General features: G+C 68.4%; 15 protein-coding genes, 1 tRNA gene and 3 pseudogenes. 12 read left to right on the top strand and 7 right to left on the bottom strand.

The window, feature by feature from the left end:
- Positions 1–30 precede the first annotated feature (30 nt).
- Positions 31–218: pseudogene (locus ACF09C_RS30115) on the bottom strand (SAM-dependent methyltransferase); the annotation flags it as partial.
- 198 nt (positions 219–416) lie between these two features.
- Positions 417–1,202 carry an alpha/beta fold hydrolase gene (locus ACF09C_RS30120; protein WP_392096025.1) on the bottom strand — a complete coding sequence of 262 codons (786 nt, stop codon included), beginning with the start codon at positions 1,200–1,202 and terminating at the stop codon, positions 417–419.
- A 313-nt stretch (positions 1,203–1,515) separates the two neighbouring features.
- Between ACF09C_RS30120 and ACF09C_RS30125 the strand changes: the two genes are divergently transcribed.
- The 4 genes from ACF09C_RS30125 (at position 1,516) to ACF09C_RS30140 (ending at position 6,637) form a co-directional block, all read left to right on the top strand.
- Positions 1,516–2,049: an AAA family ATPase gene (locus ACF09C_RS30125; RefSeq protein WP_392096075.1), complete on the top strand. Its 534-nt coding sequence runs from the start codon at positions 1,516–1,518 to the stop codon at positions 2,047–2,049.
- 893 nt (positions 2,050–2,942) lie between these two features.
- Positions 2,943–3,629: an NAD(P)H-binding protein gene (locus ACF09C_RS30130; protein ID WP_392096026.1), complete on the top strand. Its 687-nt coding sequence runs from the start codon at positions 2,943–2,945 to the stop codon at positions 3,627–3,629.
- A 579-nt stretch (positions 3,630–4,208) separates the two neighbouring features.
- A tRNA-Met gene (locus ACF09C_RS30135) sits at positions 4,209–4,282 on the top strand.
- A gap of 1,212 nt (positions 4,283–5,494) precedes the next feature.
- A complete protein-coding gene (locus ACF09C_RS30140; RefSeq protein ID WP_392096027.1) occupies positions 5,495–6,637 on the top strand; it encodes a hypothetical protein in 1,143 nt (380 codons plus the stop codon).
- 303 nt (positions 6,638–6,940) lie between these two features.
- Here the strand turns inward: ACF09C_RS30140 and ACF09C_RS30145 are convergent, their stop codons facing one another.
- Together ACF09C_RS30145 and ACF09C_RS30150 are read right to left on the bottom strand one after the other, a co-directional pair.
- On the bottom strand, positions 6,941–7,492 hold the full coding sequence (locus ACF09C_RS30145) for a hypothetical protein (protein ID WP_392096029.1): 552 nt from the start codon (positions 7,490–7,492) through the stop codon (positions 6,941–6,943).
- A 518-nt stretch (positions 7,493–8,010) separates the two neighbouring features.
- Positions 8,011–8,814, bottom strand: coding sequence for a tetratricopeptide repeat protein (locus tag ACF09C_RS30150; RefSeq protein ID WP_392096031.1), 804 nt, complete (start codon positions 8,812–8,814; stop codon positions 8,011–8,013).
- Positions 8,815–9,663: 849 nt separating this feature from the next.
- Here ACF09C_RS30150 and ACF09C_RS30155 point away from each other — a divergent pair.
- Positions 9,664–10,404 carry a 2OG-Fe(II) oxygenase gene (locus tag ACF09C_RS30155; RefSeq protein ID WP_392096077.1) on the top strand — a complete coding sequence of 247 codons (741 nt, stop codon included), beginning with the start codon at positions 9,664–9,666 and terminating at the stop codon, positions 10,402–10,404.
- A gap of 48 nt (positions 10,405–10,452) precedes the next feature.
- Here ACF09C_RS30155 and ACF09C_RS30160 read toward each other — a convergent pair.
- A pseudogene (locus ACF09C_RS30160) lies at positions 10,453–10,797 on the bottom strand (transposase family protein); the annotation flags it as partial.
- A 142-nt stretch (positions 10,798–10,939) separates the two neighbouring features.
- Positions 10,940–11,764, bottom strand: a complete 825-nt coding sequence (locus tag ACF09C_RS30165) for an MBL fold metallo-hydrolase (protein WP_392096033.1) — start codon at positions 11,762–11,764, stop codon at positions 10,940–10,942.
- A 276-nt stretch (positions 11,765–12,040) separates the two neighbouring features.
- Here ACF09C_RS30165 and ACF09C_RS30170 point away from each other — a divergent pair, with 276 nt between their 5' ends.
- The 3 genes and pseudogenes from ACF09C_RS30170 to ACF09C_RS30180 all read left to right on the top strand — a co-directional run bounded on the left by ACF09C_RS30170 (position 12,041) and on the right by ACF09C_RS30180 (position 14,188).
- On the top strand, positions 12,041–12,268 hold the full coding sequence (locus ACF09C_RS30170; RefSeq protein WP_392096034.1) for a hypothetical protein: 228 nt from the start codon (positions 12,041–12,043) through the stop codon (positions 12,266–12,268).
- A gap of 242 nt (positions 12,269–12,510) precedes the next feature.
- Positions 12,511–13,278 (top strand): annotated as a pseudogene (locus tag ACF09C_RS30175) (transposase).
- Between the two features lie 412 nt (positions 13,279–13,690).
- On the top strand, positions 13,691–14,188 hold the full coding sequence (locus ACF09C_RS30180) for a YfbM family protein (protein WP_392096036.1): 498 nt from the start codon (positions 13,691–13,693) through the stop codon (positions 14,186–14,188).
- A 257-nt stretch (positions 14,189–14,445) separates the two neighbouring features.
- Here the strand turns inward: ACF09C_RS30180 and ACF09C_RS30185 are convergent, their stop codons facing one another.
- Positions 14,446–14,892 (bottom strand): winged helix-turn-helix transcriptional regulator, encoded by a 447-nt coding sequence (locus tag ACF09C_RS30185; RefSeq protein ID WP_392096038.1) that lies wholly within the window; start codon positions 14,890–14,892, stop codon positions 14,446–14,448.
- 111 nt (positions 14,893–15,003) lie between these two features.
- On the opposite strand from ACF09C_RS30185, the gene ACF09C_RS30190 reads away from it, so the two are divergent.
- The 4 genes from ACF09C_RS30190 (at position 15,004) to ACF09C_RS30205 (ending at position 18,121) form a co-directional block, all read left to right on the top strand.
- Positions 15,004–15,714 (top strand): DsbA family protein, encoded by a 711-nt coding sequence (locus ACF09C_RS30190; protein WP_392096039.1) that lies wholly within the window; start codon positions 15,004–15,006, stop codon positions 15,712–15,714.
- A 40-nt stretch (positions 15,715–15,754) separates the two neighbouring features.
- Positions 15,755–16,126: a DoxX family protein gene (locus tag ACF09C_RS30195; RefSeq protein WP_392096041.1), complete on the top strand. Its 372-nt coding sequence runs from the start codon at positions 15,755–15,757 to the stop codon at positions 16,124–16,126.
- A 69-nt stretch (positions 16,127–16,195) separates the two neighbouring features.
- Positions 16,196–16,858, top strand: coding sequence for an NAD(P)-dependent oxidoreductase (locus ACF09C_RS30200; protein ID WP_392096043.1), 663 nt, complete (start codon positions 16,196–16,198; stop codon positions 16,856–16,858).
- A 54-nt stretch (positions 16,859–16,912) separates the two neighbouring features.
- Positions 16,913–18,121, top strand: a complete 1,209-nt coding sequence (locus tag ACF09C_RS30205; RefSeq protein ID WP_392096045.1) for an ISAs1 family transposase — start codon at positions 16,913–16,915, stop codon at positions 18,119–18,121.
- Positions 18,122–18,682: the final 561 nt, after the last annotated feature.

Genomic DNA, 18,682 nt, shown 5'->3' on the forward strand with positions numbered 1-18,682 from the left:
AACACCGCCGTTGACTCTCGTCCTCGCCCGTCATCGGAGGCGTGAAGGCTTGCGTGCCTCGATCAGGAAGCGTGCCGTGTGGGCGACGAACGGACCTCCTCCGTGATGAGCCCATGCAGCTCGCCCAGGCGGTCGCGGTAGGCGTCGACGGTGAAGCCGGGAACCATCCAGATCACCTTGCGCAGGAAGTAGACCACCGCGCCGACATCGTGGAACTGCCAGGACTTCACTGCCGCCCGTCTGGATGTCGAGCGCGGCCGTGGCCGCCTGGCTGGCCGCTGGCCTGGGACGGAGCACGGCCGTGGCCGCCTGGCTGGCCGCTGGCTTGGGACGGAGCACGGCCCTCGATCGGACACCGTCCCGGGCGCCGCTCGTGCCCCGCGTTGGCGGTACGCGAGCGGTACGCCGCTGGGGCCTCAGTGTGCTTCGGCGTGCAGCTTCTCGATCAGCTGGGCGCATGCCTGCGGTTCCCGCAGCGTCGGGTAGTGGTCGGAAGCGGTGAGGCGGGCCAGGCGGCAGTGGGGGATCCGCTCGGCCATCTCTTCGTTGCAGCGGATCACTTCGGGCCGGTCGAGTTCGCCGAGCGCTAGCACGGTGGGCGTGGTGATCTCGCTCAGGCGGTCGAAGGCCGGGGGGTCCGTCATCTGGTGGTTGATGTTGCCGAACCATGCGGGCAGTACGGCCCTGAGGTGGGCGGCCGCCACAGGGTCGGTTTCGGGGCTGCCGCCGGCGGCCCGGCCCCACCGGCTGAGGCCGAATCGGACGATGCCTTCGATGTCTCCGGCGGTCGCGAGCTTCCCGATCTCCTGGTAGAGCTCCGTGTCGGCCGGGCTGTCGTAGCCGGTGACGCTCGGGACGAGGAGTGCGAGGCCCGCGACCCGCTCGGGCTCGTTGAGGGTCAGTGTGATGGAGGCGGCTCCGCCCATGCTGGAGGCCACGAGGACCGCCCGCGCGAGCCCGAAGTGATCGAGCACCGCGCCGAGGTCGGCAGCCGGCGAGTACGCCACGCCAGGGGCGGGTGAACGCCCGTAGCCGCGGGCGTCATAGCGGATGACCCGTTGCCGCGCGTCGAGCCCGGGCAGGACCGGGTCCCAGATCGTCGAGTCGCCGACGCCGGGGTGGACCAGGACCATCGGTAGCCCTTCCCCTCCTGTGTCTTCCGCCCAGAGTTCGCCACCGTCCACTCGCACCATGGTCTCCATGGGATCAGTCTGAGCAGGCGACTGGCGCCGTGCCAGCAGGAGCCCGGCCATGTCGGCGACGCGCCAAGCACCAAGGAGAGCGCCCAGGCTGCTGAGTGACTGATCAGGGGGCACCGAAGCAGTGGGGCTGGAAGCCGGGATCGCCCGCGAATCGAGGGGCAGTCGTTGCTGAGCACATGCTGCGCGGCAACTCACCGAAGTGCGCACACCGGCACGCCGGAACAGTCACCCGTCCGGCGTGATGGCGACGCTGGTGGTGCCGTGAGAGCGCTTCGGGCACCGTGTAGTCGGTCACCGCTAGGGTGCGGCTGTGATGGTGGGCAGCGCAGAGTCCCGGCTGGTGGTGCTGCGCGGTAACAGCGCGTCGGGGAAGTCGTCGGTCGCGGCCGGTCTCCGGGAGAGATTCGGCCGAGGTCTGGCGCTGGTCGAGCAGGACAATCTGCGCCGCGTCGTGCTCCGCGAGCGGGACCGGCCAGGCGCGGCGAACATTGGCCTGATCGATCTGACGGCCCGCTACGCCTTGGATGCCGGGTTTCATGTAGTGGTCGAAGGCATTCTCTACGCCGACCATTACGGTGAGATGCTCGCCGGGCTCCGTGCCGACCACAGGGGCGCGACCCACGGGTACTACCTGGACGTGCCCTTCGAGGAAACTCTGGTCCGGCACGCGACCAAGCCGATCGCCGACGACGTGGACGAGACGCAGCTGCGTGACTGGTACCGCCCCCGCGACCTCCTGAACTGCGAACCCGAGACGGTCATCGGCGCCGACAGCTCACTGGAGGAGACGATCGACCGCATCATGGCCGAAACCGGCCTCGCCCACCTGCCCGCACTGGACCGCTGACCAGGAATCCACATCAACGCGTGGCGGAGTGCGTTGCCCTGAGGCTCTCGCAGGGGGAACGCCCTGACCTGGATCCACCGCGGGGGACACGCCGAGCTGGGAGGGCCCGTCCCGTTTCCCTCGCGCTCGACGGTGGGGTCCTGACCGTGGAGGCGCGGAAGGGGACGCGGCGCGTGCGCCGCTGGATCCGCCTGTCGGCGCCTGGCCGTTCTCGGCCAGCGCAGGATGTCTGGACCAAACTCAACTTCGAGCATTCGCCCGACGGCCGGCCGGCGCTGTACTAGGTCGTCGCGCGGGGGTTCTCGGGCGACGCGGTGGGGTGGCCCATCGCCCTCGGTGGGACATGGCTGTGTGTCAGTTGTGTCGGTGCCGTCCACCACACGCCACACGCTACAGACCCCCGGTCTTTTGTTAACGGACCGGGGGTCTGCTATCTTGAATGCAAGAGACCGGTAGTCTCTTAAATGTGATCGAGGAGTCCCCATGGGCGACCGCGGCGACGAATGCGACGTTCCCGACCAGGCCGGCAAGCACGTCGTCACCGGCGCCGACAGTGGCAAGGATGCGACGCACCGCCTGGCCACTGCTGGCTCCCGCGCCGCTCAGCGTTCGAGGCCGTCTGCCTCCTGCCCTCCCAGGGCGTCGAATACAGCGAGCCGAGCCACTGCCGCCGCGACCAGCCCCCACGCCGAAGCCGTCGGCTACGACGGCCCGAGCGAGTGCTTCGGTCTCGTCGGGCCGACCGCCGTGGACAGGACCCCTGATCGGACCCACGACGCTGAGACCACATCACGACTCTGGCCCCGCGCCGAACACCTCACTGGCGTAAGCCTCCCCGTCCAAGCCGCGTAACGCCCCCGATCCCCCTCCGCCCCACCTTGGAGAGACCCCTGATGAACGTGCTTCTCTTCGGCGCGACCGGCATGGTCGGCCAGGGAGTCCTGCGCGCGTGCCTGCTCGACGACCGGGTCACGAGCGTGACCGCCGTGGTCCGGGGACCGCTCGCGACCGAACACCCCAAGCTGCGCACGCTCATCCGCGAGGACTTCACCGATTTCACCGACGTGGCCGACGAGTTCGCCGACATCGACGCGTGCTTCTTCTGCCTGGGCGTCACCTCCGCGGGCAAAGGCGAGGACGAGTACCGCAGGATCACCCACGACTACACCCTCGCCGCCGCCCGGGCACTACCCGCCGATCCGCGACTGACCTTCGTCTACGTCTCCGGTGAGGGCACCGACAGCACCGAGCGCGGCCGCCGGATGTGGGCCCGCGTCAAGGGCCGTACCGAGAACGAACTCCTGGCGATGCCGTTCCACGCCTACATGTTCCGGCCCGGCTTCATCCTCGCCTCCCACGGCGAACAGTCCCGAACCCCCGCCTACCGCCGCCTGTACCCGCTGCTGTCCCACCTCTACCCGCTCCTGCGCCGCGTCGCCCCGCGATACATCACTACCACCGAGAACATCGGCCTCGCCATGCTCACCGTCACCACCCGAGCCGGAGCGGGCCCCCGCATCCTGCACAGCCCCGACATCAACCAAACGGCACGGCAGGGACCTCATGGAGCACCGCGCTGACCACGGGCAGGAGTTCCTCGCTCGGGCAGCCGGCCCGCCCCCGCCGTGAGCCACGCGCGGACCCAGGGCACCTGCCGGACATCGCGCAGGCCTACGCCGACCTCGCCGCCCGGGTGAACACACCGGAGACACGGACTGAACTGCCGGCGGTCTCGGCGACGATGTGCAGCCTGGCCGGCTGCCAGGCCAACGCCACCGCCATCGCCCGCACCTTCCAGGGAAAAGTCGGCCAGTTGTTCTCCTACGGGGACACCCCCGACACCAACACTCTGCCGCAGCCGCAGCCGCAGCCGCAGCCGCCGCATACCGAATCGCCGAAGCCGCCGGCGCGCTTCTGCGCTGCGACATCGACACCGTCTCCCCGCTTGGCGCCGCCGCAGCAAGCGAAACGCCACGCCTGGACCGCGAGGTCACCGCCCAACTCGCCGCATGCAATGCCGAGCAGGCGCACCTCGTCGTGCCGGCCGCGTACGTCCTGGTCGGCCGCTCGGTACGCTCCCTGGTCACCGGCTGACCTGAAGGACCCCACCACCGGATATTCACTCGCGACGCGAGGTCTTGGCCTCCTACAGTGAAGGTCGCCGGGTGGAGCAGGTCGGTAGCTCGCTGGGCTCATAACCCAGAGGTCGCGGGTTCGAATCCCGCCTCGGCCACTGAGTGTTGGGACCGTCGCACAAGGTGCGGCGGTCCCAACTGTCTGATGAAGTCGGGAGCAGACACCGACGTTCACGTGGCGCGACGTGGCTGGACAGTTCCCGTTTCCGAGGGGCGCCGGGAGCTGTTTTCGCTGCGCGTCCTCGGCGAGTGGCGGGTGTGGCGCCCCGAGAGGCCTCGCAGGGTTCGGTCGGCCTGCGAGCTTCCATTCCGCGCTGCCGGCCGGCTCGCCTGGGCGCGGGTCAACGCTGGCGTGGGCGTCAAAGCAATCGCTATGTGACGATATGTCAAGAATGCCGAGAGGGATAAGAGTTGGCCGAATCGGGCTGGTCACTTCCCAGCGGCTCGACCGCGGCTCTACGCTCGTCCGGTGTCCGGATACTCGCAGCCAAGCCATAGAGCCGTCGCCCGGGGGAGACCGTGGACATCCCGACGTTGACTCTGTTGGGGGCGGCGGGTGGTTTGCTGCGTGGTGTTCTGGACCTTTACTCCCGGTTCGTATCCTGGCAGGCCGATCGCCGCATCCATCGGCAGTTGACTGCCGAAGGGATGGCACAAGGGGTGCCCCCGCAGTTCCGAACGTATTTCGACCCTGCCGTCGACATCGCCGCGGCGGTCCTGCACAGCGTGATGGGTTCTGGGGCCGCGGCGTTGTTCGGCACGACGGGACAGATCAGCGGTGAGTACGCCGCGCTCGTTGTCGGAATGTCGGCACCCATACTGCTCACCCAACTCAGCCGTATCCAGAACGTCAACGAGGCACTGACAGGAGGCCAGCAGTCGGCTGGGCAGGCGGAGGGGGTCCCTGATGCCGGGGCAGCTTCGACTGCCGGTGCTGCGGATGGCCGCGGCGCAGCGGAAGGCAACAGCACTGCAGCGACTTCCGCCGTTCCTCTCCGAGCGGATCCCACGACCTCCATGCCCCCCGCCGTCCCGGCTCAGCAACCCCATTCCACGGAAGGCCGTCTCCGTGGGCGACCGACACCTTCGCCCGGGCCTGCTGCCGCGACCGCGGCCGCGGCCGAGGCGGATCGGTCGTCGAATCCTGCAGCCGGCGAGAATCCCGCGGGCCGGACAGAGATTCCAGGTCTTACGCGCTCCGGGGATATGCGGCACGTGTCCACGGACCCTGCCGACGGGCCGGGAGCCGGCTTGGACGGTCGGGGCGCGCCACGATGGCGGCCGGGGCCGGCGATGGGTGAGGAGGGGCTGTGAACGGCGCTCCGCACCTGCTTGGAGAGGACTTCTCGGAGTACGAGCGCATCCTTGACGATGCCTTGCGTACTCTCCCCGACCGCCCGGGACTGGCTGGCGTAGCCGGACGCCTCAACGCGGAGCAACTGCGCACCATGGCGCTCAGCGCCAGGGCAGTCATCACGGCGGGCGCAGCGGTCGAGTACGAACACTATGTGCGGGTGCGCGAAGAGGTGCGTGGTTCGGCGAGGTCCCCGCGCAAGTCCTGGGACAAGGTGTACTCGTCGTCGCGTTCGGAGGTCCCCGCGCCGTCTGCCCGTCCCCACCCGGGCACCCGGTCGGCTGCCACTGACGACGATGCACGGACAGGTTTGGGTCGGCGGTTGGGCGCGGCCGTCCTGGGTGCCGGGCAGCCGGGCGGCCGTCGGATCAGCGACGGAGTCGCTCCGTCACAGTGGGCCGGGATGTCTTACCGCCGTCGTCTTCTTGCGGCGCTGCTGGGCTTGCGCGTGCGCCCAGCGGCTCCGTCGGCGTCGGGGGCGAGCTCACCTGCTCCGCCCGAGCGGCCGGTGCCCGCCCGGGCGCGAGCAGCCGACGGTGAAGCACCGTTCCTGGAATCGCCGACAGAGCCCCAGGCCGGTCTGCTCACTGTTCTCTCAGTTCTCGCCGTCCTCTTCTCGGGAGCGGCCACCGCGTTGTCCTTCCTGGTCGGCCTCGTCCTCAAGCTGTTCAGCGCCACGTCGGGGGTCGGCCGGACCATGATCGGTGCTGGATGGATCTTCGGAATCGTGACCGTCGTCGCACTCGCCGTCTGTACGGTCGGCCTGCTCGTCACTGCACTACGAATCCGCCACCCCACGTCGGAGGCCGCGGACTACCACGAAGGCGGTGATGATGACGAGGTGGCCCGGGCCAGAGAAGCCTGGCGGCACGCACTGCTGGAACGGGGCATCCTGCCCTTTCTCAACGATGCCCTCGCACATGAAGGCGCGGCCTTGCCGCGCCCGGACGCCTCTTCCCCCGCCCGCCGCGTACCGATAATCGGCTATACCGGGCCGGACTTCACCTCCCCCGGAGAAGGCCGCGCCCCCCGCCCGACCTTCACCAGTCCCGACCTCACCAGTCCCGACTTCGGAGGCCCAGAGCACCAGCCGGAGTGAGGCGCCCAAGTCATGTCATGCTGACGGGATTTTGGGCGTGCGGTGAGGTCGACCAGAAAGGCGTCTTCGCGTGACGTCCCTGGAGAGCGGGTTGGGCTCCTTGGCCATCCCGGACAAGCCTGACCACCGTGAGTTGCGATCGGCTCGGCAGAATCGGGCCGCTTGCGAACCGCTCTGACTCGTGGCCACTGAGCCCACCGTTCCCCGGCACACACTCGCTTCGGCAGGAGATGTGGGCCCTTGAAAGGTCGGTGGTAGCGGGGAGGGTCAGGACGGGCAGCGGGTTGTTTCCCTACGGAGCGCTCAGCCCTGTCGCCGCTTCTTGAGCACCCGGTCGTCCTGGGTCTGCTGCCACAGCTCGTAGGTTCGCAGGTACGACGTATCGGGCTCGGGGATGGGGTCTTCGCGCTGCCAGGCGCCGAGCCATTCCAGGGCGTGGTTGATCATCTCGCGCATCGAGCGCTTGGTCATGGCGCCGGGGTTGACGGTGTTGAGGGCCCACCAGTTGTCGAGCATGGTGAGCACGTGGAGGAGCCGTTCGCGCAGTATCGGGTTCCGAAGGGTGCGAGCGGCTGCTTCTGCCGGTGCGAAGATCTCCTCGAAGCCCCGGTGCCACTCGCTTTCCCTGGCGCTCGTCATGAGTCCCACCCATGCGATCCGGTCTCTGGCCTGTCCGCGGTCGTACTCGGCGGGCATCGCAGCCAGGTGCTGCCGCATCCGAATGAGCTCACCGACCAGAGCCGCGGCCGCGGTACCCTCCGCCTCCTGTCGCCGCTCACCGGCGAGCTTCTTCTGTTGGTAGACGGTGCCCTGGAAGGACAGGGCCGCACCGACAAGGGCTCCACCGAGCCCCACGACAGCTGTGATCCACTCACACTTTCTCAGCCTCTCCGAGACACCCCGCGACGGGTACCGCCGAACGGTGCGCGATCGTGCTCGGTGGCAGATGCCGCCGAGCAGGACCGATTGCCGAGTCTGCCTGGCCCGCGGGGTGCCCAGGGATCGTGTCCGTGAGCCGCAAGGACCACATCCCGTCGGCCTGCCACAGCCCGCTACACATTCGCTCCTGCCGCTTACTGCTCCCTGATCGACCTCTGATGCGGCTGCAAAAGGGAGAACCTTCGAAGCGCGAACACTATCGGCCAAGCCACCGTGCTTGGCCAGCGCGACGTGGACCACGACGGTGACCACTGACCTGACCACCTCGGGCCAGTGGTCCGGCGCCGCGCGAAAGGCCGGGGGCGAGGCGAAGAGCTCGCGGCCGGTGCCGGCGAGCGCGGGGGTGTGGGTCGTGGTTTCGGCCAGGGTGCGGGTGCGGCTGGTTGTGGTGGCGGTCGGGTGTAGGTGACGTTGAGTGAGCTCGCGACGGAATATCAGAGGTCATGGCGCCGACGGCGCAGGAGGACGAGGTTCTCGGCGGCATCGCGATCGCCTGCTGCGGCGGCCTGGCCGTACCAGTGTTCTGCGCCGTCGAAGTCTCCGCGCTCGCGCAGAAGGTTGGCGAGGTTGAACGCGGCGTTGGCGTGGTGTGCTTCTGCTGCCTTCCGGTACCAGGTCTCTGCCTCCTCCAGATCACCGTTCTCGTAGGCGAGGAGGCCCAGGGAGAACGCCCCGTGAGGGTGTCCGGCTTCGGCGCTGGCCCTGGCCCATCGTTCCTTCTCGGCCAGGTCACCGCGTTCAGCCGCCATGGAGGCGAGGTTGTACATGGCCAACGCATCACCTTCGGCGGCGGCACGCAGCAGCAATCCATGACCGGCGTCGTCGCCTTGATTGATCAGGAACAGTGCGTAGTCGTTGGCGGCTCCAGGCACTCCGGCCTCGATGGCGTGGCGGAAATGGAGCGAGGCTGTCTCTGAGTCACCGAGTGTCTGGTGGAGATCGGCAAGTCGGTAGGCAGCCAGATCGTCACCTGCCTCCAGGGCCTTCGTCCACCATGCCAGCGCCTCGGGCGCGTCTCGCTTGAGGGCGCTCAGGTCGCCGAGTTCGAGCATGGCCCGTGCCTCCCCCTGCGCCGCTGCTGCGCGCAGTAAGGGCTCGGGGCGGTCAGGTGCGGGAAAGGGCGGATCAGCGGTCACCTCTCCCGTGAGCTTGCGTACCTGTTGCCGTATCAACCACTGCCGGCCTGCCCACAGGGCGATCACCAGAAGCAGACCCAGGTACACCGGCCATCCCTGCATGTCACGGCCTTCCTCTCATCAGCGGCTTCCCTGACGCCACTCATCGCTTGCCCTCATGCTTCCCTCGGCCTACGGACGACACGACATGTAGTAGCGCCATGTTTCGCGCCGGAGCGCCCGGTCTCCGTTCGCGGTCGCCAGCGGGAGGCAAGTTCCGAGTCGGTGGCGGACCAGGTCGGTGAAGGCTCAGGTGAGATCACAGGCCCGGGCGATGTCCGCGCAGGCGAATCGGACTCGCCATCAGACGTCGGTTGATGTCGTGGCCCTGAGGTCGCAACGCGGTTCTGACGGTTGGATCTTCAGCGCCTTACACTTTCTATGCGATGAAGGGTCTGATCATGCGCAGTCCCGGGTGTACCTGGGCTCCTTGAAAGGAACCCACGTTGGTCGATGCTCGCCCGGCCCGTCGGCGCTCGCCATCGCCGTCGTATCCGTCCTTGCCGTCACCGCTGGTGCGGGCGCGCTGACAGGCGCTGCAAGCGCAGCCCCAGCTCTGGGGCCCCCCGCTACGCAGCGGCCCGGCGCCGCATGGGACTACCGCGCATCGGAAGTCCCATGAGCCCGTCCCCGCCCCGTCACCTGGCGCCTTCCGCCGCGTCGGGTACGTCCTGCTTGCTTTGCGGGTTCACCCCGACCTAATATCGTCACTGTGACGATAATCGTTCCGTGGTCCCCGCTCCCCGCGCGAACTGCCTCGAGCGGCCTCGAGTCTCTCCATGGCTTCAACGTGCACAAGTGCGCGGCCGGCAGTCCCGCCAGTCACCTCAAAGCGCTGCCCGCGGCTGTTCCGGGCGGTTGGCGCCACGGCCACGATGGCATCGGCGATGATCTCGAGACGGAGAAGTGAGCATGTTCGTAAAGCCGGTAAATCCCTTCGAGCTCCCCGAAGCGCTGAACCGAATATCTGCCGATGACTCATGGACTCCGGTCGAGTCGGAGATCCCACACGTCGATGCCAGGGTGATTCGCCATTTTCTCACTCCGGCCGAAGTAGAGGTATTCGCGACCGAACTGTCTGCCCAGCGCTTTGTGCCGGTGGGCCGAGACGGCATCGCCGAAAACTATGCAGAGGGAGAACCGGTCGGCCATCTCCGTGCCACGGCCGAGTCCAAAGCCTTGGCGGAAGAGTTCTACCGCAGGCTGCGAACATTCCTGTCGATCGAAGTGGGATCGGACGATCCGACGGATTCAGGCGGAAGACCCTGGAAGCCGTCGGCCGTCAATCCGCGCATGCGCTTCATCACGTACGAACACGGCGGACTTCTTGTCCCACACTACGATTCACCCTACTTCGCCCCCGACGGAAGGCGAACTCTCCTGACGGTCGTCGTCTACCTGTCGTACGAGGCAGTGGGCGGAGAAACACGGTTCATCGCCGACAAGCAGAACGAACTTCCCTTTGCGCAACGCGACTTCTCCGACTGGCCCCGGCTCGCAAAGCCTGAGGAAATATTGAGCACCCATCGCCCCGAACCGGGCGATGCGCTGCTCTTCTGGCATCGGACGCTTCACGACTCGGCCCCGATTGTCGAGGGCACGAAGACAATTCTCAGAACCGATGTCCTCTACGAGCCCATAGATGTGCCGTGAGCAACAGCAAAGAAGGGCCCACGCGGTACTCGCATCATCCATGGCCGTGTCGGCGGAGATGCGGTCGATGGGCAGCAGGGTGCCGTCGAGGATGACGAACGCCTTTGTCTGGATGGTCTTCATCGCCTCGGTCAAGGTCGGGGCGAGGGTGGCCAGAACCTCGATGGCTTCACGTATGTAGCGGTAGACGGTGGCGATCCCGATGCCGAACCCCGCTGCGAGCTGGGCGTAGGTGTCACCGCACCGCAGGTGGGCCAGGGCGAGCAGGGTCTGACGTGCCACGGGAAGCCGCCGCCACCGCGTCCCGATGTCCCGGCGCCTGGCCGTCAGTTCTCCGGCCAAGAACCGCAAGGTGCGGGTGGACAAGTCGGTAGAGGACGGATGGACAAGCACGCGAAGCTCCTGGCGGACACGGGTGATCTTGGTCGAGAATCCGTCTACCGGGAGCTTCGTCGTTGCGCAGTACAGTCGCGTTCAGCGTAGCCAGCTCTGAAGAGGCTCACTGGCAGGGGAGTCTTGTGGCGGAAGCAGCTTGCTAGCCGGGCGCCCCGTCGCGCTTGCTTCGTCGGGCGAGGTTTCGGGCCTGCCCTTCGTGGATGTTCCTTGCCCACTCCCAGCCGGGTTTGGGCGATACGACCCGGGGGTCGCTGGACACCCGGGCGTCACGTAGGTCCTCCACGTACGCTCGATCCAGTTTGATCCTTGCGCTTACCTCCTCACCTCTGGCGAGGGACCCATGTCCGGGGATGAGGACATCGACGTCGTCCGCTACGCCCTCGAGCAGCCCCAGCCCGACCAGGTAGTCCTCAATCGGGTCAACGGTGTCGTCGAGCATGGGAACGAAGACGTCGGAGAGCATGTCGCCGGCGATGAGAACTCGGCGTTCTTCGATCAACAGGGCCGCATGGCCCGGGGCATGCGCCGGGTGCTCGATGATCCGCACCTTGGGGCCGTCCCAGGGAAGCTGCGCGGTTTCAGCAGGCAGACCAGTGATCAGGCCGTACAGGTCGAGGGGTGTGTCCTCGGTGATTTCCGGCGGCAGCCCTTCGGCGACGCCGGCCTTCCAGTCCGCGTTCGACAACACATCCTGCATGAAGTCCGCGCAGCGGGCTGTGCCGTAACGAGGCACTTCACCGAGTTCGGCGTGCCAGAGCACGTGATCCCAATCAGGATGCGTCGAGAACCCTGCCACCACAGGCCGGCCCAGCTGTCGAAGGTCGTTCGCCAGGCAGGTCATTTCGGCACCGGTAATCCCAGCGTCTACGAGTAGCACGCCGTCCCGGCCCTGCACGACAACGGTGTTGTTCTCGAGCAACTCACTCTGGTGGATCAGCACACCCTCGGCGGCTTGCTTCAGCATGGGTCCCTCCCGTTTGATGTCCGCACCCTGCCAGAGGGTCTGGCGCACATCAACACAACCGGACGGGGGGCGCGTGATGGCGACTCTGCGGCGAGACCGTCCACGGAGGCTTCTTCAGGGGCCAACCCGCGTCAGCTGAATACCCGGAGATGGCACTTCAGGTTGGAAGAGGCTCACGTTCTTGTGCACCGCGGGAGCGTCGCGTGAGTTCCCCCGGGTGTGACTGATCGGATACTGCTACGACGAGACCGTCGACGTGGGCTGAGGCTGATCATCTTGAGCGAATACGACATCTACGCCGGCTTCCGGGGGCCGCAGGCCCCTGGGGCCACCCTCGCGGAGGCACTACGGGCCGACCTCGAGGCGGCCTTCGGTATCGAGTTCTTCTGTGACACCGACGGGCGATCCCCCTCTTTCACCTGGGGAGACAACGAGCACTGGCTGAGCTGCTGGGTCGCCGTGCCGCCAGACCTGGACGAGCCGCACCATTCCCACCCGGCCTGAGTCACTGCCAATCAGCCGGACTCGGACGCCTGGGCCCACCGGGTCTTCGACGCCCTGGACGCAACGGGCCGGTACTCGCTGTTCATGATCGAGGACGACGAGGACCTGGTCCGGACGAACATGGAGCTCGCCCGCACCCAGTGGGAAGAGCGCTGATCCCCTGACCCGCAGCCAAGAATCTGTGGCTGGCTAGGAAGTGATCAGCGCGGCAGTACCGGCGGGAACCGTGTGAGGATCTCGCCGTGACTTGTGTGATCACGGCGTCGCAGCCGTCCTGGATAGCCCCGTTCACCGGGCTGAGCGCGCGGCAGTTCGGCAAGCTGATCACCGCGCTGCGGAGCCTGGGCGCTGATCCGGTCCTCCAGGGGCCGGCCTGGAGCCTGCCCCGGGAGGACCAGATCCTGCTGGTCGCCGCGTACTGGCGCACCAACCTCACCCTGAGCCACCTCGCCCGCTGTTCGGTGTGTCGAAGTCGGCGCCGACGCATCATCGACCATCTCGGGCCGTTGCTCGCGCTGCAACAGCGCCGGCGGTTCCGCAAGGGCACCGTCCTGATCGTGGACGGCATCCTGGTCCCCACCCGCGACCACAGCGTCGCCGAGCAGTCGAAGAACTACCGGTACTCCACCAACCACCAAATCGTGATCGACGCGGACACGCGGCTCGTCGTCGTGGTCGGCCGGCCGCTGCCGGGCAACCGCAGCGACTGCAAGGCGTGGGAGTTGTCCGGCGCGAAGGGCTCCGTGGGCAGGACGACCGTGATCGCGGACGGCGGCAACCGGGGCACCGGCCCGGTCATCCCACACTGCCGCGAACGCGGCCAGGCCGAGCTCCTGGCCTGGAAAGAGGAACACAACGCTTCCCACAGCAAGGTTCGAGCCCGCGTCGAGCACACCTTCGCCCGCGTGAAGACCTGGAAGACTCTCCGCGACTGCCGCCTCAAAGGCGACGGCGTCCACCACGCCATGCTCGGCATCGCCCGCCCGCACAACATCGCCCTCGCTGGGTGACGGACGAAGGCGCAGGCCATCCGGCACGCCGTAGATCATTTACGGGACAACGCTTAGGGCGGCGGTGGGGTCGTTCCCCGGCCACGGCACGCCGGACCGCCGTCATCCAGCCAGCCAGGCCTCCGCCCGGCGCCGGTCCGCGCCCGCGTCACGGCGGTGGGGTCGACATGACACGCACGTCCCGCCGCGCTTGGGCGGGACGATCACCACCGTCGAAGAGATCCGGTACGACATCATCACCGGCCACGACTACGCAGCCCTCCGCCTACGCCTGCTCCATCGACATCGGAGCCCGTAACCTCACTCTGCCGCACGCACCCGCCCGTTGCGGCCCCCGATGGCAGGCCTTGCCGAGCGGTTCGCCCCACCGGGCACCGATGCGCTGTCAGTGCTTCCTTCTACGGTGTGCTCCATGAGCATGATCGGACAGTACCTCCGCCTCACCCCGGCCGAATTCGAGCGCGCGTTGCACGACCCCGACTGGGCGGCCCAGTACGCGCACGAGCCCCACGACCGCCAAGACGCGACCGCCGACGCGCGCGTGCATGAGACCGACAAGGCATGGCACGCCCTCGACTTCCTGCTGAAGCGGCGCGGCTTTCCGGTGGACGTGGTCTTCGGAGAGGCGGACATGCCCTGGCCGGAAGGCGAGGACTGGGGTTACGGCCCGCCCCGGCTCCTCACCGCAGACCGGGTACGCGCCGCTGCGGATGCCCTTGACGCCCACACTCCCGACACCCTGACCGACGGTGTCACCCCGGCCGACCTGGCCGCCGCGAACATCTACCCACAGATCATCTGGGAGCGCGGCGAGGAACCGGACTGGGTCGCCGCCCACTGGTCCGACCTCGCGAAGTACCTGCGCGAAGCATCCCGGCAGGGCGACGCGATCCTCCTCTGGATCTCCTGAACCGGGCCGGCCGCCCCCTTCCCAGGGCGGCGTCGTTCAGGCGATGTGTCCCTCTTGCTGCCGATTCAGGCAGCTGACGTGACTGAGGGGTTCACGGACCGGGCTGGAACGGAGGCAGGCACGGCCTCCGAGTGATCATGAGGTGTCGAGTCCCTGATCACCATGTCGGTGGCCAGTGGGAATCCTCCACCCGCGGCCACCGATGGGGAGTCGGGTGGCCGCGTGTTTCGCTACCGTCGGTGACGGTCTCCGGTAGCTCAGGCGCGTGCACCCGTACTCGGCTGCGCTGAGGTCGTGCGGGCCCGGTTCTCACGGATCTCGTCGTGGTGGGCGGCGGCCCAGCCGACCAGGGACGTGGCGATCTCATGGAGGCCGCGGCCGAGCGGTGTCAGTGCGTACTCGACGCGCGGGGGAACTTCGGCGTAGGCGGTGCGGGAGATCAGGCCGTCCTGCTGGAGTTGGCGCAGGGTGAGGGTGAGCATGCGCTGGGAGATCCCGGGGACTTGGCGCTGCAGGTCGGTGTAGCGCAGCGGGCCCGGCTCCAGGACGGCGATCAGCAGCAGGCTCCATTTGTCGCCGACGCGGTCCAGGACCTCGCGGATGAAGGCCATGTGCTCGGCGGGGATCGCCGCGCACGGCCCGATCGCCGCCGCCCCGACCGCCTTCGCTTCACCGGTCGTCGCCACTTCGCTTGCCCGTTCCATCACGCACATTCCTCTCCGGCACGCACACGGATGTGCCTTTTGTACCTCCTTCCATACTGGTCCACCATGGCGTTACGAACAAGTCGTAAGAATTGGAGGTGCGCGGTGAAGGTGGACATCTGGTCCGAGGTGACGTGCCCCTGGTGCGGGCTGGGCCATCACCGCCTGGAGCAGGCCGTGGAGCGGTTCGAGCACGCCGGCGAGGTGGAGGTGGTCCACCACTCGTTCCCGCTCAGCAGCAGCTTCCCCGAGGACCGCACTTTCTCCGTCCGCGAGGCTCTGCTGCGACGGCACGGTGTCGGCGGCAGTCAGGCCGAGATGTCGACCCGGCGGATCGAGGCACTGGCCGCGGCCGAGGGACTGAGCCCCTACCGGGTGCTGGACAACCAGGTCGGCAACACCGACCTGGCCCACGAGTTCCTCGCCCACGCCTCCGCCCAGGGCAAGAACCGCGAAGCGTGGGACGCGATCTTCGACACCTACTTCGGCAAGGCCGAGCCCGTCTTCTCCCCGGACGACCTGCTGGCGCTGTCCGACACCCTAAGCCTGGACCGCGAGCAGACCCGACAGGCCCTCGCCCAGCGCCGCTACCGCGAACAGGTCCGCGACGACGCGACCCACGCTCAGCGCCTCGGCGCGACCGGCGCCCCGTTCATCGTCGTCGACGGCCGCTACGGCGTCACCGGCGCCCAGGACAGCGACACCCTGCTCGACCTGCTCCGCACCGCTTGGGGGGACACCCACCCTCTCACCCCCGTCGCCGGTGGGGGTGACGCCCCGGTCTGCGGCCCGGACGGCTGTGCCGTCCCCGTACAGGGCTGAATCCCCCCATAGCCCCCGTGATCCAGAACCGAGGAGTCCGATGAACGTCCTGCTGTGGGTCCTGCAGGGACTGCTGGCCGCGGTGTTCGCGATGGCCGGCGTCATGAAGACGACCCAGCCGATCGACAGGCTCGTCGGCACTCTTCCTTACGCCAAGGACCTCGCGCCGGGCACGGTCCGGCTGATCGGCGCGGTCGAACTGGCCGCCGTGCTCGGCCTCGTCCTGCCCGCCGCTACCGGCGTCGCGGTGGTCCTCACCCCGCTCGCCGCCGTCGGCCTCGCGGTGGTGATGGTGCTGGCCGACACCTTCCACGTCCGCCGCCGGGAGTACAGCGCGATCGGTATGAACGCCGTACTGCTGGCCCTGGCCGTCGTGGTGGCCTGGGGCCGCTTCGGCCCGTACTCCTTCTGATCCTTCCGAATCCGTCCCCGGCCGGCTCCCGCCGCCCGGCCCTCCGCCCATGAAAGGCGATGACTTCCCATGACCGACCTGCTCGTCCTTGGCGGCAGTGGCCGCACCGGCACCCACGTCCTGGCGCAGGCCGCCGAACGCGGCCACCGCGTCCGCGCCCTCGTCCGCGACCCCTCCGCCGTCCACGCCCCGACCGGTGTCGAGCTGATCCAGGGCACGCCCGCGAACATCGACGACATCCGCAAGGCCGCCCGCGGCACCCGGGCGGTGATCAGCGTGCTGAACAACGCCCGCGTCTCCGACAACCCTTGGGCCAAGCCGGTCAGCCCGCCGATGTTCATGACCGACGCCGCCCGCAACACCCTGACCGTGATGGCCGAACAGGGCATCCGCCGGATCGTCCTGACCTCCTCACAGGGCGCCGGCGACGACTGGGCCCGCCTCAACCCGCTGGTGAAGGCATTCATCAACCTGTCGAACATCAAGGTCGGCTTCACCGACCACACCGGCGTCGACCAGGTCGTGCGCGCCTCCGACACCGACTGGACCCTCGCCCGCGCCGTCGCCCTCAGCGACAGGCCCGCCACCGGCCCCCTGCGCGCCGGCGACGCCAACGTCACCACGCCCGGACGCTGGATCAACCGGGCCGACCTCGCCCGTTTCCTCCTCGACTCCGTCGACGAGGAGACCTGGATCCGCCGCGCCCCGCTGGTGTGGAACGCCCGCGGCTAACTGGCCGTCCGCGGGGAGAGGATCTTGGCCGCTGTCATCACAAGGCGGAAGACCGTGCCTGCCCGATCATCGTCGCCCATCCCCGTCGGCCTGGGCCGGCTCGCCACCGGCCGCCCTGCCGAGCCCGGGGAACACCCGCAGCTGCTGGACCGCCTCGCGACCGTGCCCGATCCACGTAGGGCCAAGGGGCGCCGCCACCCCCTCGCCTTCGTCCTCGCACTCGCCGCGTGCGCGGTACTGGCCGGCGCGAAATCCCTGACCGCGATCGCGGAATGGGCAGCCGACGCCCCGGCCGCCGTGCTCACCGCCCTCGGCGGCCCGAGCCGCGAACCCGCCGGGCCCACCGCCCCGACCGAAGCTACTGTGCGCCGAATCCTGCAGCGCGTGGACGGCGACGCCCTCGACGACGCGATCGGCGCCTGGCTCGCCGCCCGCGACCCCGACCGCCCGCCACCCAACCATGACCTGGGCAGACGCGCCCGCCGCTCGCTGGCCGTGGACGGCAAGACCGTTCGCGGCGCGCGCCGCGCCGACGGCACACAGGTCCACCTTCTGGCCGCGATGACCGGGACCGGCCTGGTCGCAGCCCAGCGTGAGGTCGGCGCCAAGACCAACGAGATCACCGTCTTCCGGCCGATGCTCGTCGACCTCGACCTGGCCGACACCGTGGTCACCTTCGACGCCCTGCACTCCCAGACAGCCCATGCCCGCTTCCTGGTGGAGGAGAAGAAGGCCCACTACATCGCCGTGATCAAGGGGAATCAGCCGCTGCTGCACCAGCACCTGAAGCAGCTGCCCTGGCGGGAGGTTCCGCTGCTGGACAAGACCCGCGTCACGGAGCACGGCCGTGACGAGATCCGCCGCGTCAAGACCTGCACCGTCACCTGCGGCCTCGACTTCCCCTACGCCGCCCAGGCCGTGCAGATCGTCCGCCGCCGCCGGACGGTCACCACCGGGAAGGTCACCCTGGAACGCGTCTACGCGGTCACCGACCTGACGGCGGAACAGGCCGATGCTCCCGAGATCGCGCACCGTGTACGCGAACACTGGGGCATCGAGAACAAGATCCACCACGTGTGCGACACCACCTTCACCGAAGACACCTCCCGTGTGCGGACCGGGACCGCGCCCCGGGCCATGGCGGCACTGCGCAACCTTGCCATCGGCGCTCTCCGCCTGACCGGCTGCGACAACATCGCCGCCGGCCTGCGCAAACACAGCCGAGATGCCACCCGACCGCTGGCCACCCTCGGCATCACGTGATCAAACCGGACAGAACCCCTGAACGACGCCGCCCTGGCCCCCTTCCCACGAGGGCGATTTCGAATACCCAGCCGCTTCGTCCGTCACCCGAGCCCGGGACATCCGTGTCAGTGCCGGCGGATCCTGAGGACGATGCCGAGCGCCGCGTCGGCGACGGCCGGAGCTGAGAAGTCGGCAAGTGGCGCCTCAGCCCCACAGGCACGGAGCATCCGTATACCTGATCGAATTTCGCCGCGGCATTGGGAACGCTGCAATGCCCGGCGTTCCGCCCCGGCCTGCTTGCCAGTGGGCGGCTCTACCCTGCCGCCATGACTCCGCCCGCATTTCCTGCGGCCCGTGGTGTCGGCATCACTGATGGCCGGCATATTTGCCGAGACCGGTAATTGCGCGTGGTGGCGTGGGTGTTCGGGTTGGGGGCCGGGACCAGGGTGCCGTCCGCGGTCCGTGGTGGCTCGAGTGTGTCTGTGGGCGGGGGAGGTCGGCTCGTTGGCGGGCTGGGAATGCGGTGGCGGGATGGTGCGGCAGGCTGTTGCGGGGTGGGGGTGCCGGGCAGTGGCGCGG

It is taken from the genome of Streptomyces sp. NPDC014870 (assembly GCF_043081505.1).
Taxonomy (GTDB): Bacteria; Actinomycetota; Actinomycetes; order Streptomycetales; family Streptomycetaceae; genus Streptomyces.

Coding starts and splice junctions, on each gene's coding strand:
- ACF09C_RS30155 (WP_392096077.1), top strand. CDS start 9,664: ATGTTCGTAAAGCCGGTAAATCCCTTCGAGCTCCCCGAAGCGCTGAAC.
- ACF09C_RS30150 (WP_392096031.1), bottom strand. CDS start 8,814: ATGCAGGGATGGCCGGTGTACCTGGGTCTGCTTCTGGTGATCGCCCTG.
- ACF09C_RS30120 (WP_392096025.1), bottom strand. CDS start 1,202: ATGGAGACCATGGTGCGAGTGGACGGTGGCGAACTCTGGGCGGAAGAC.
- ACF09C_RS30200 (WP_392096043.1), top strand. CDS start 16,196: ATGACCGACCTGCTCGTCCTTGGCGGCAGTGGCCGCACCGGCACCCAC.
- ACF09C_RS30180 (WP_392096036.1), top strand. CDS start 13,691: ATGAGCATGATCGGACAGTACCTCCGCCTCACCCCGGCCGAATTCGAG.
- ACF09C_RS30130 (WP_392096026.1), top strand. CDS start 2,943: ATGAACGTGCTTCTCTTCGGCGCGACCGGCATGGTCGGCCAGGGAGTC.
- ACF09C_RS30125 (WP_392096075.1), top strand. CDS start 1,516: ATGGTGGGCAGCGCAGAGTCCCGGCTGGTGGTGCTGCGCGGTAACAGC.
- ACF09C_RS30195 (WP_392096041.1), top strand. CDS start 15,755: ATGAACGTCCTGCTGTGGGTCCTGCAGGGACTGCTGGCCGCGGTGTTC.
- ACF09C_RS30185 (WP_392096038.1), bottom strand. CDS start 14,892: ATGGAACGGGCAAGCGAAGTGGCGACGACCGGTGAAGCGAAGGCGGTC.
- ACF09C_RS30165 (WP_392096033.1), bottom strand. CDS start 11,764: ATGCTGAAGCAAGCCGCCGAGGGTGTGCTGATCCACCAGAGTGAGTTG.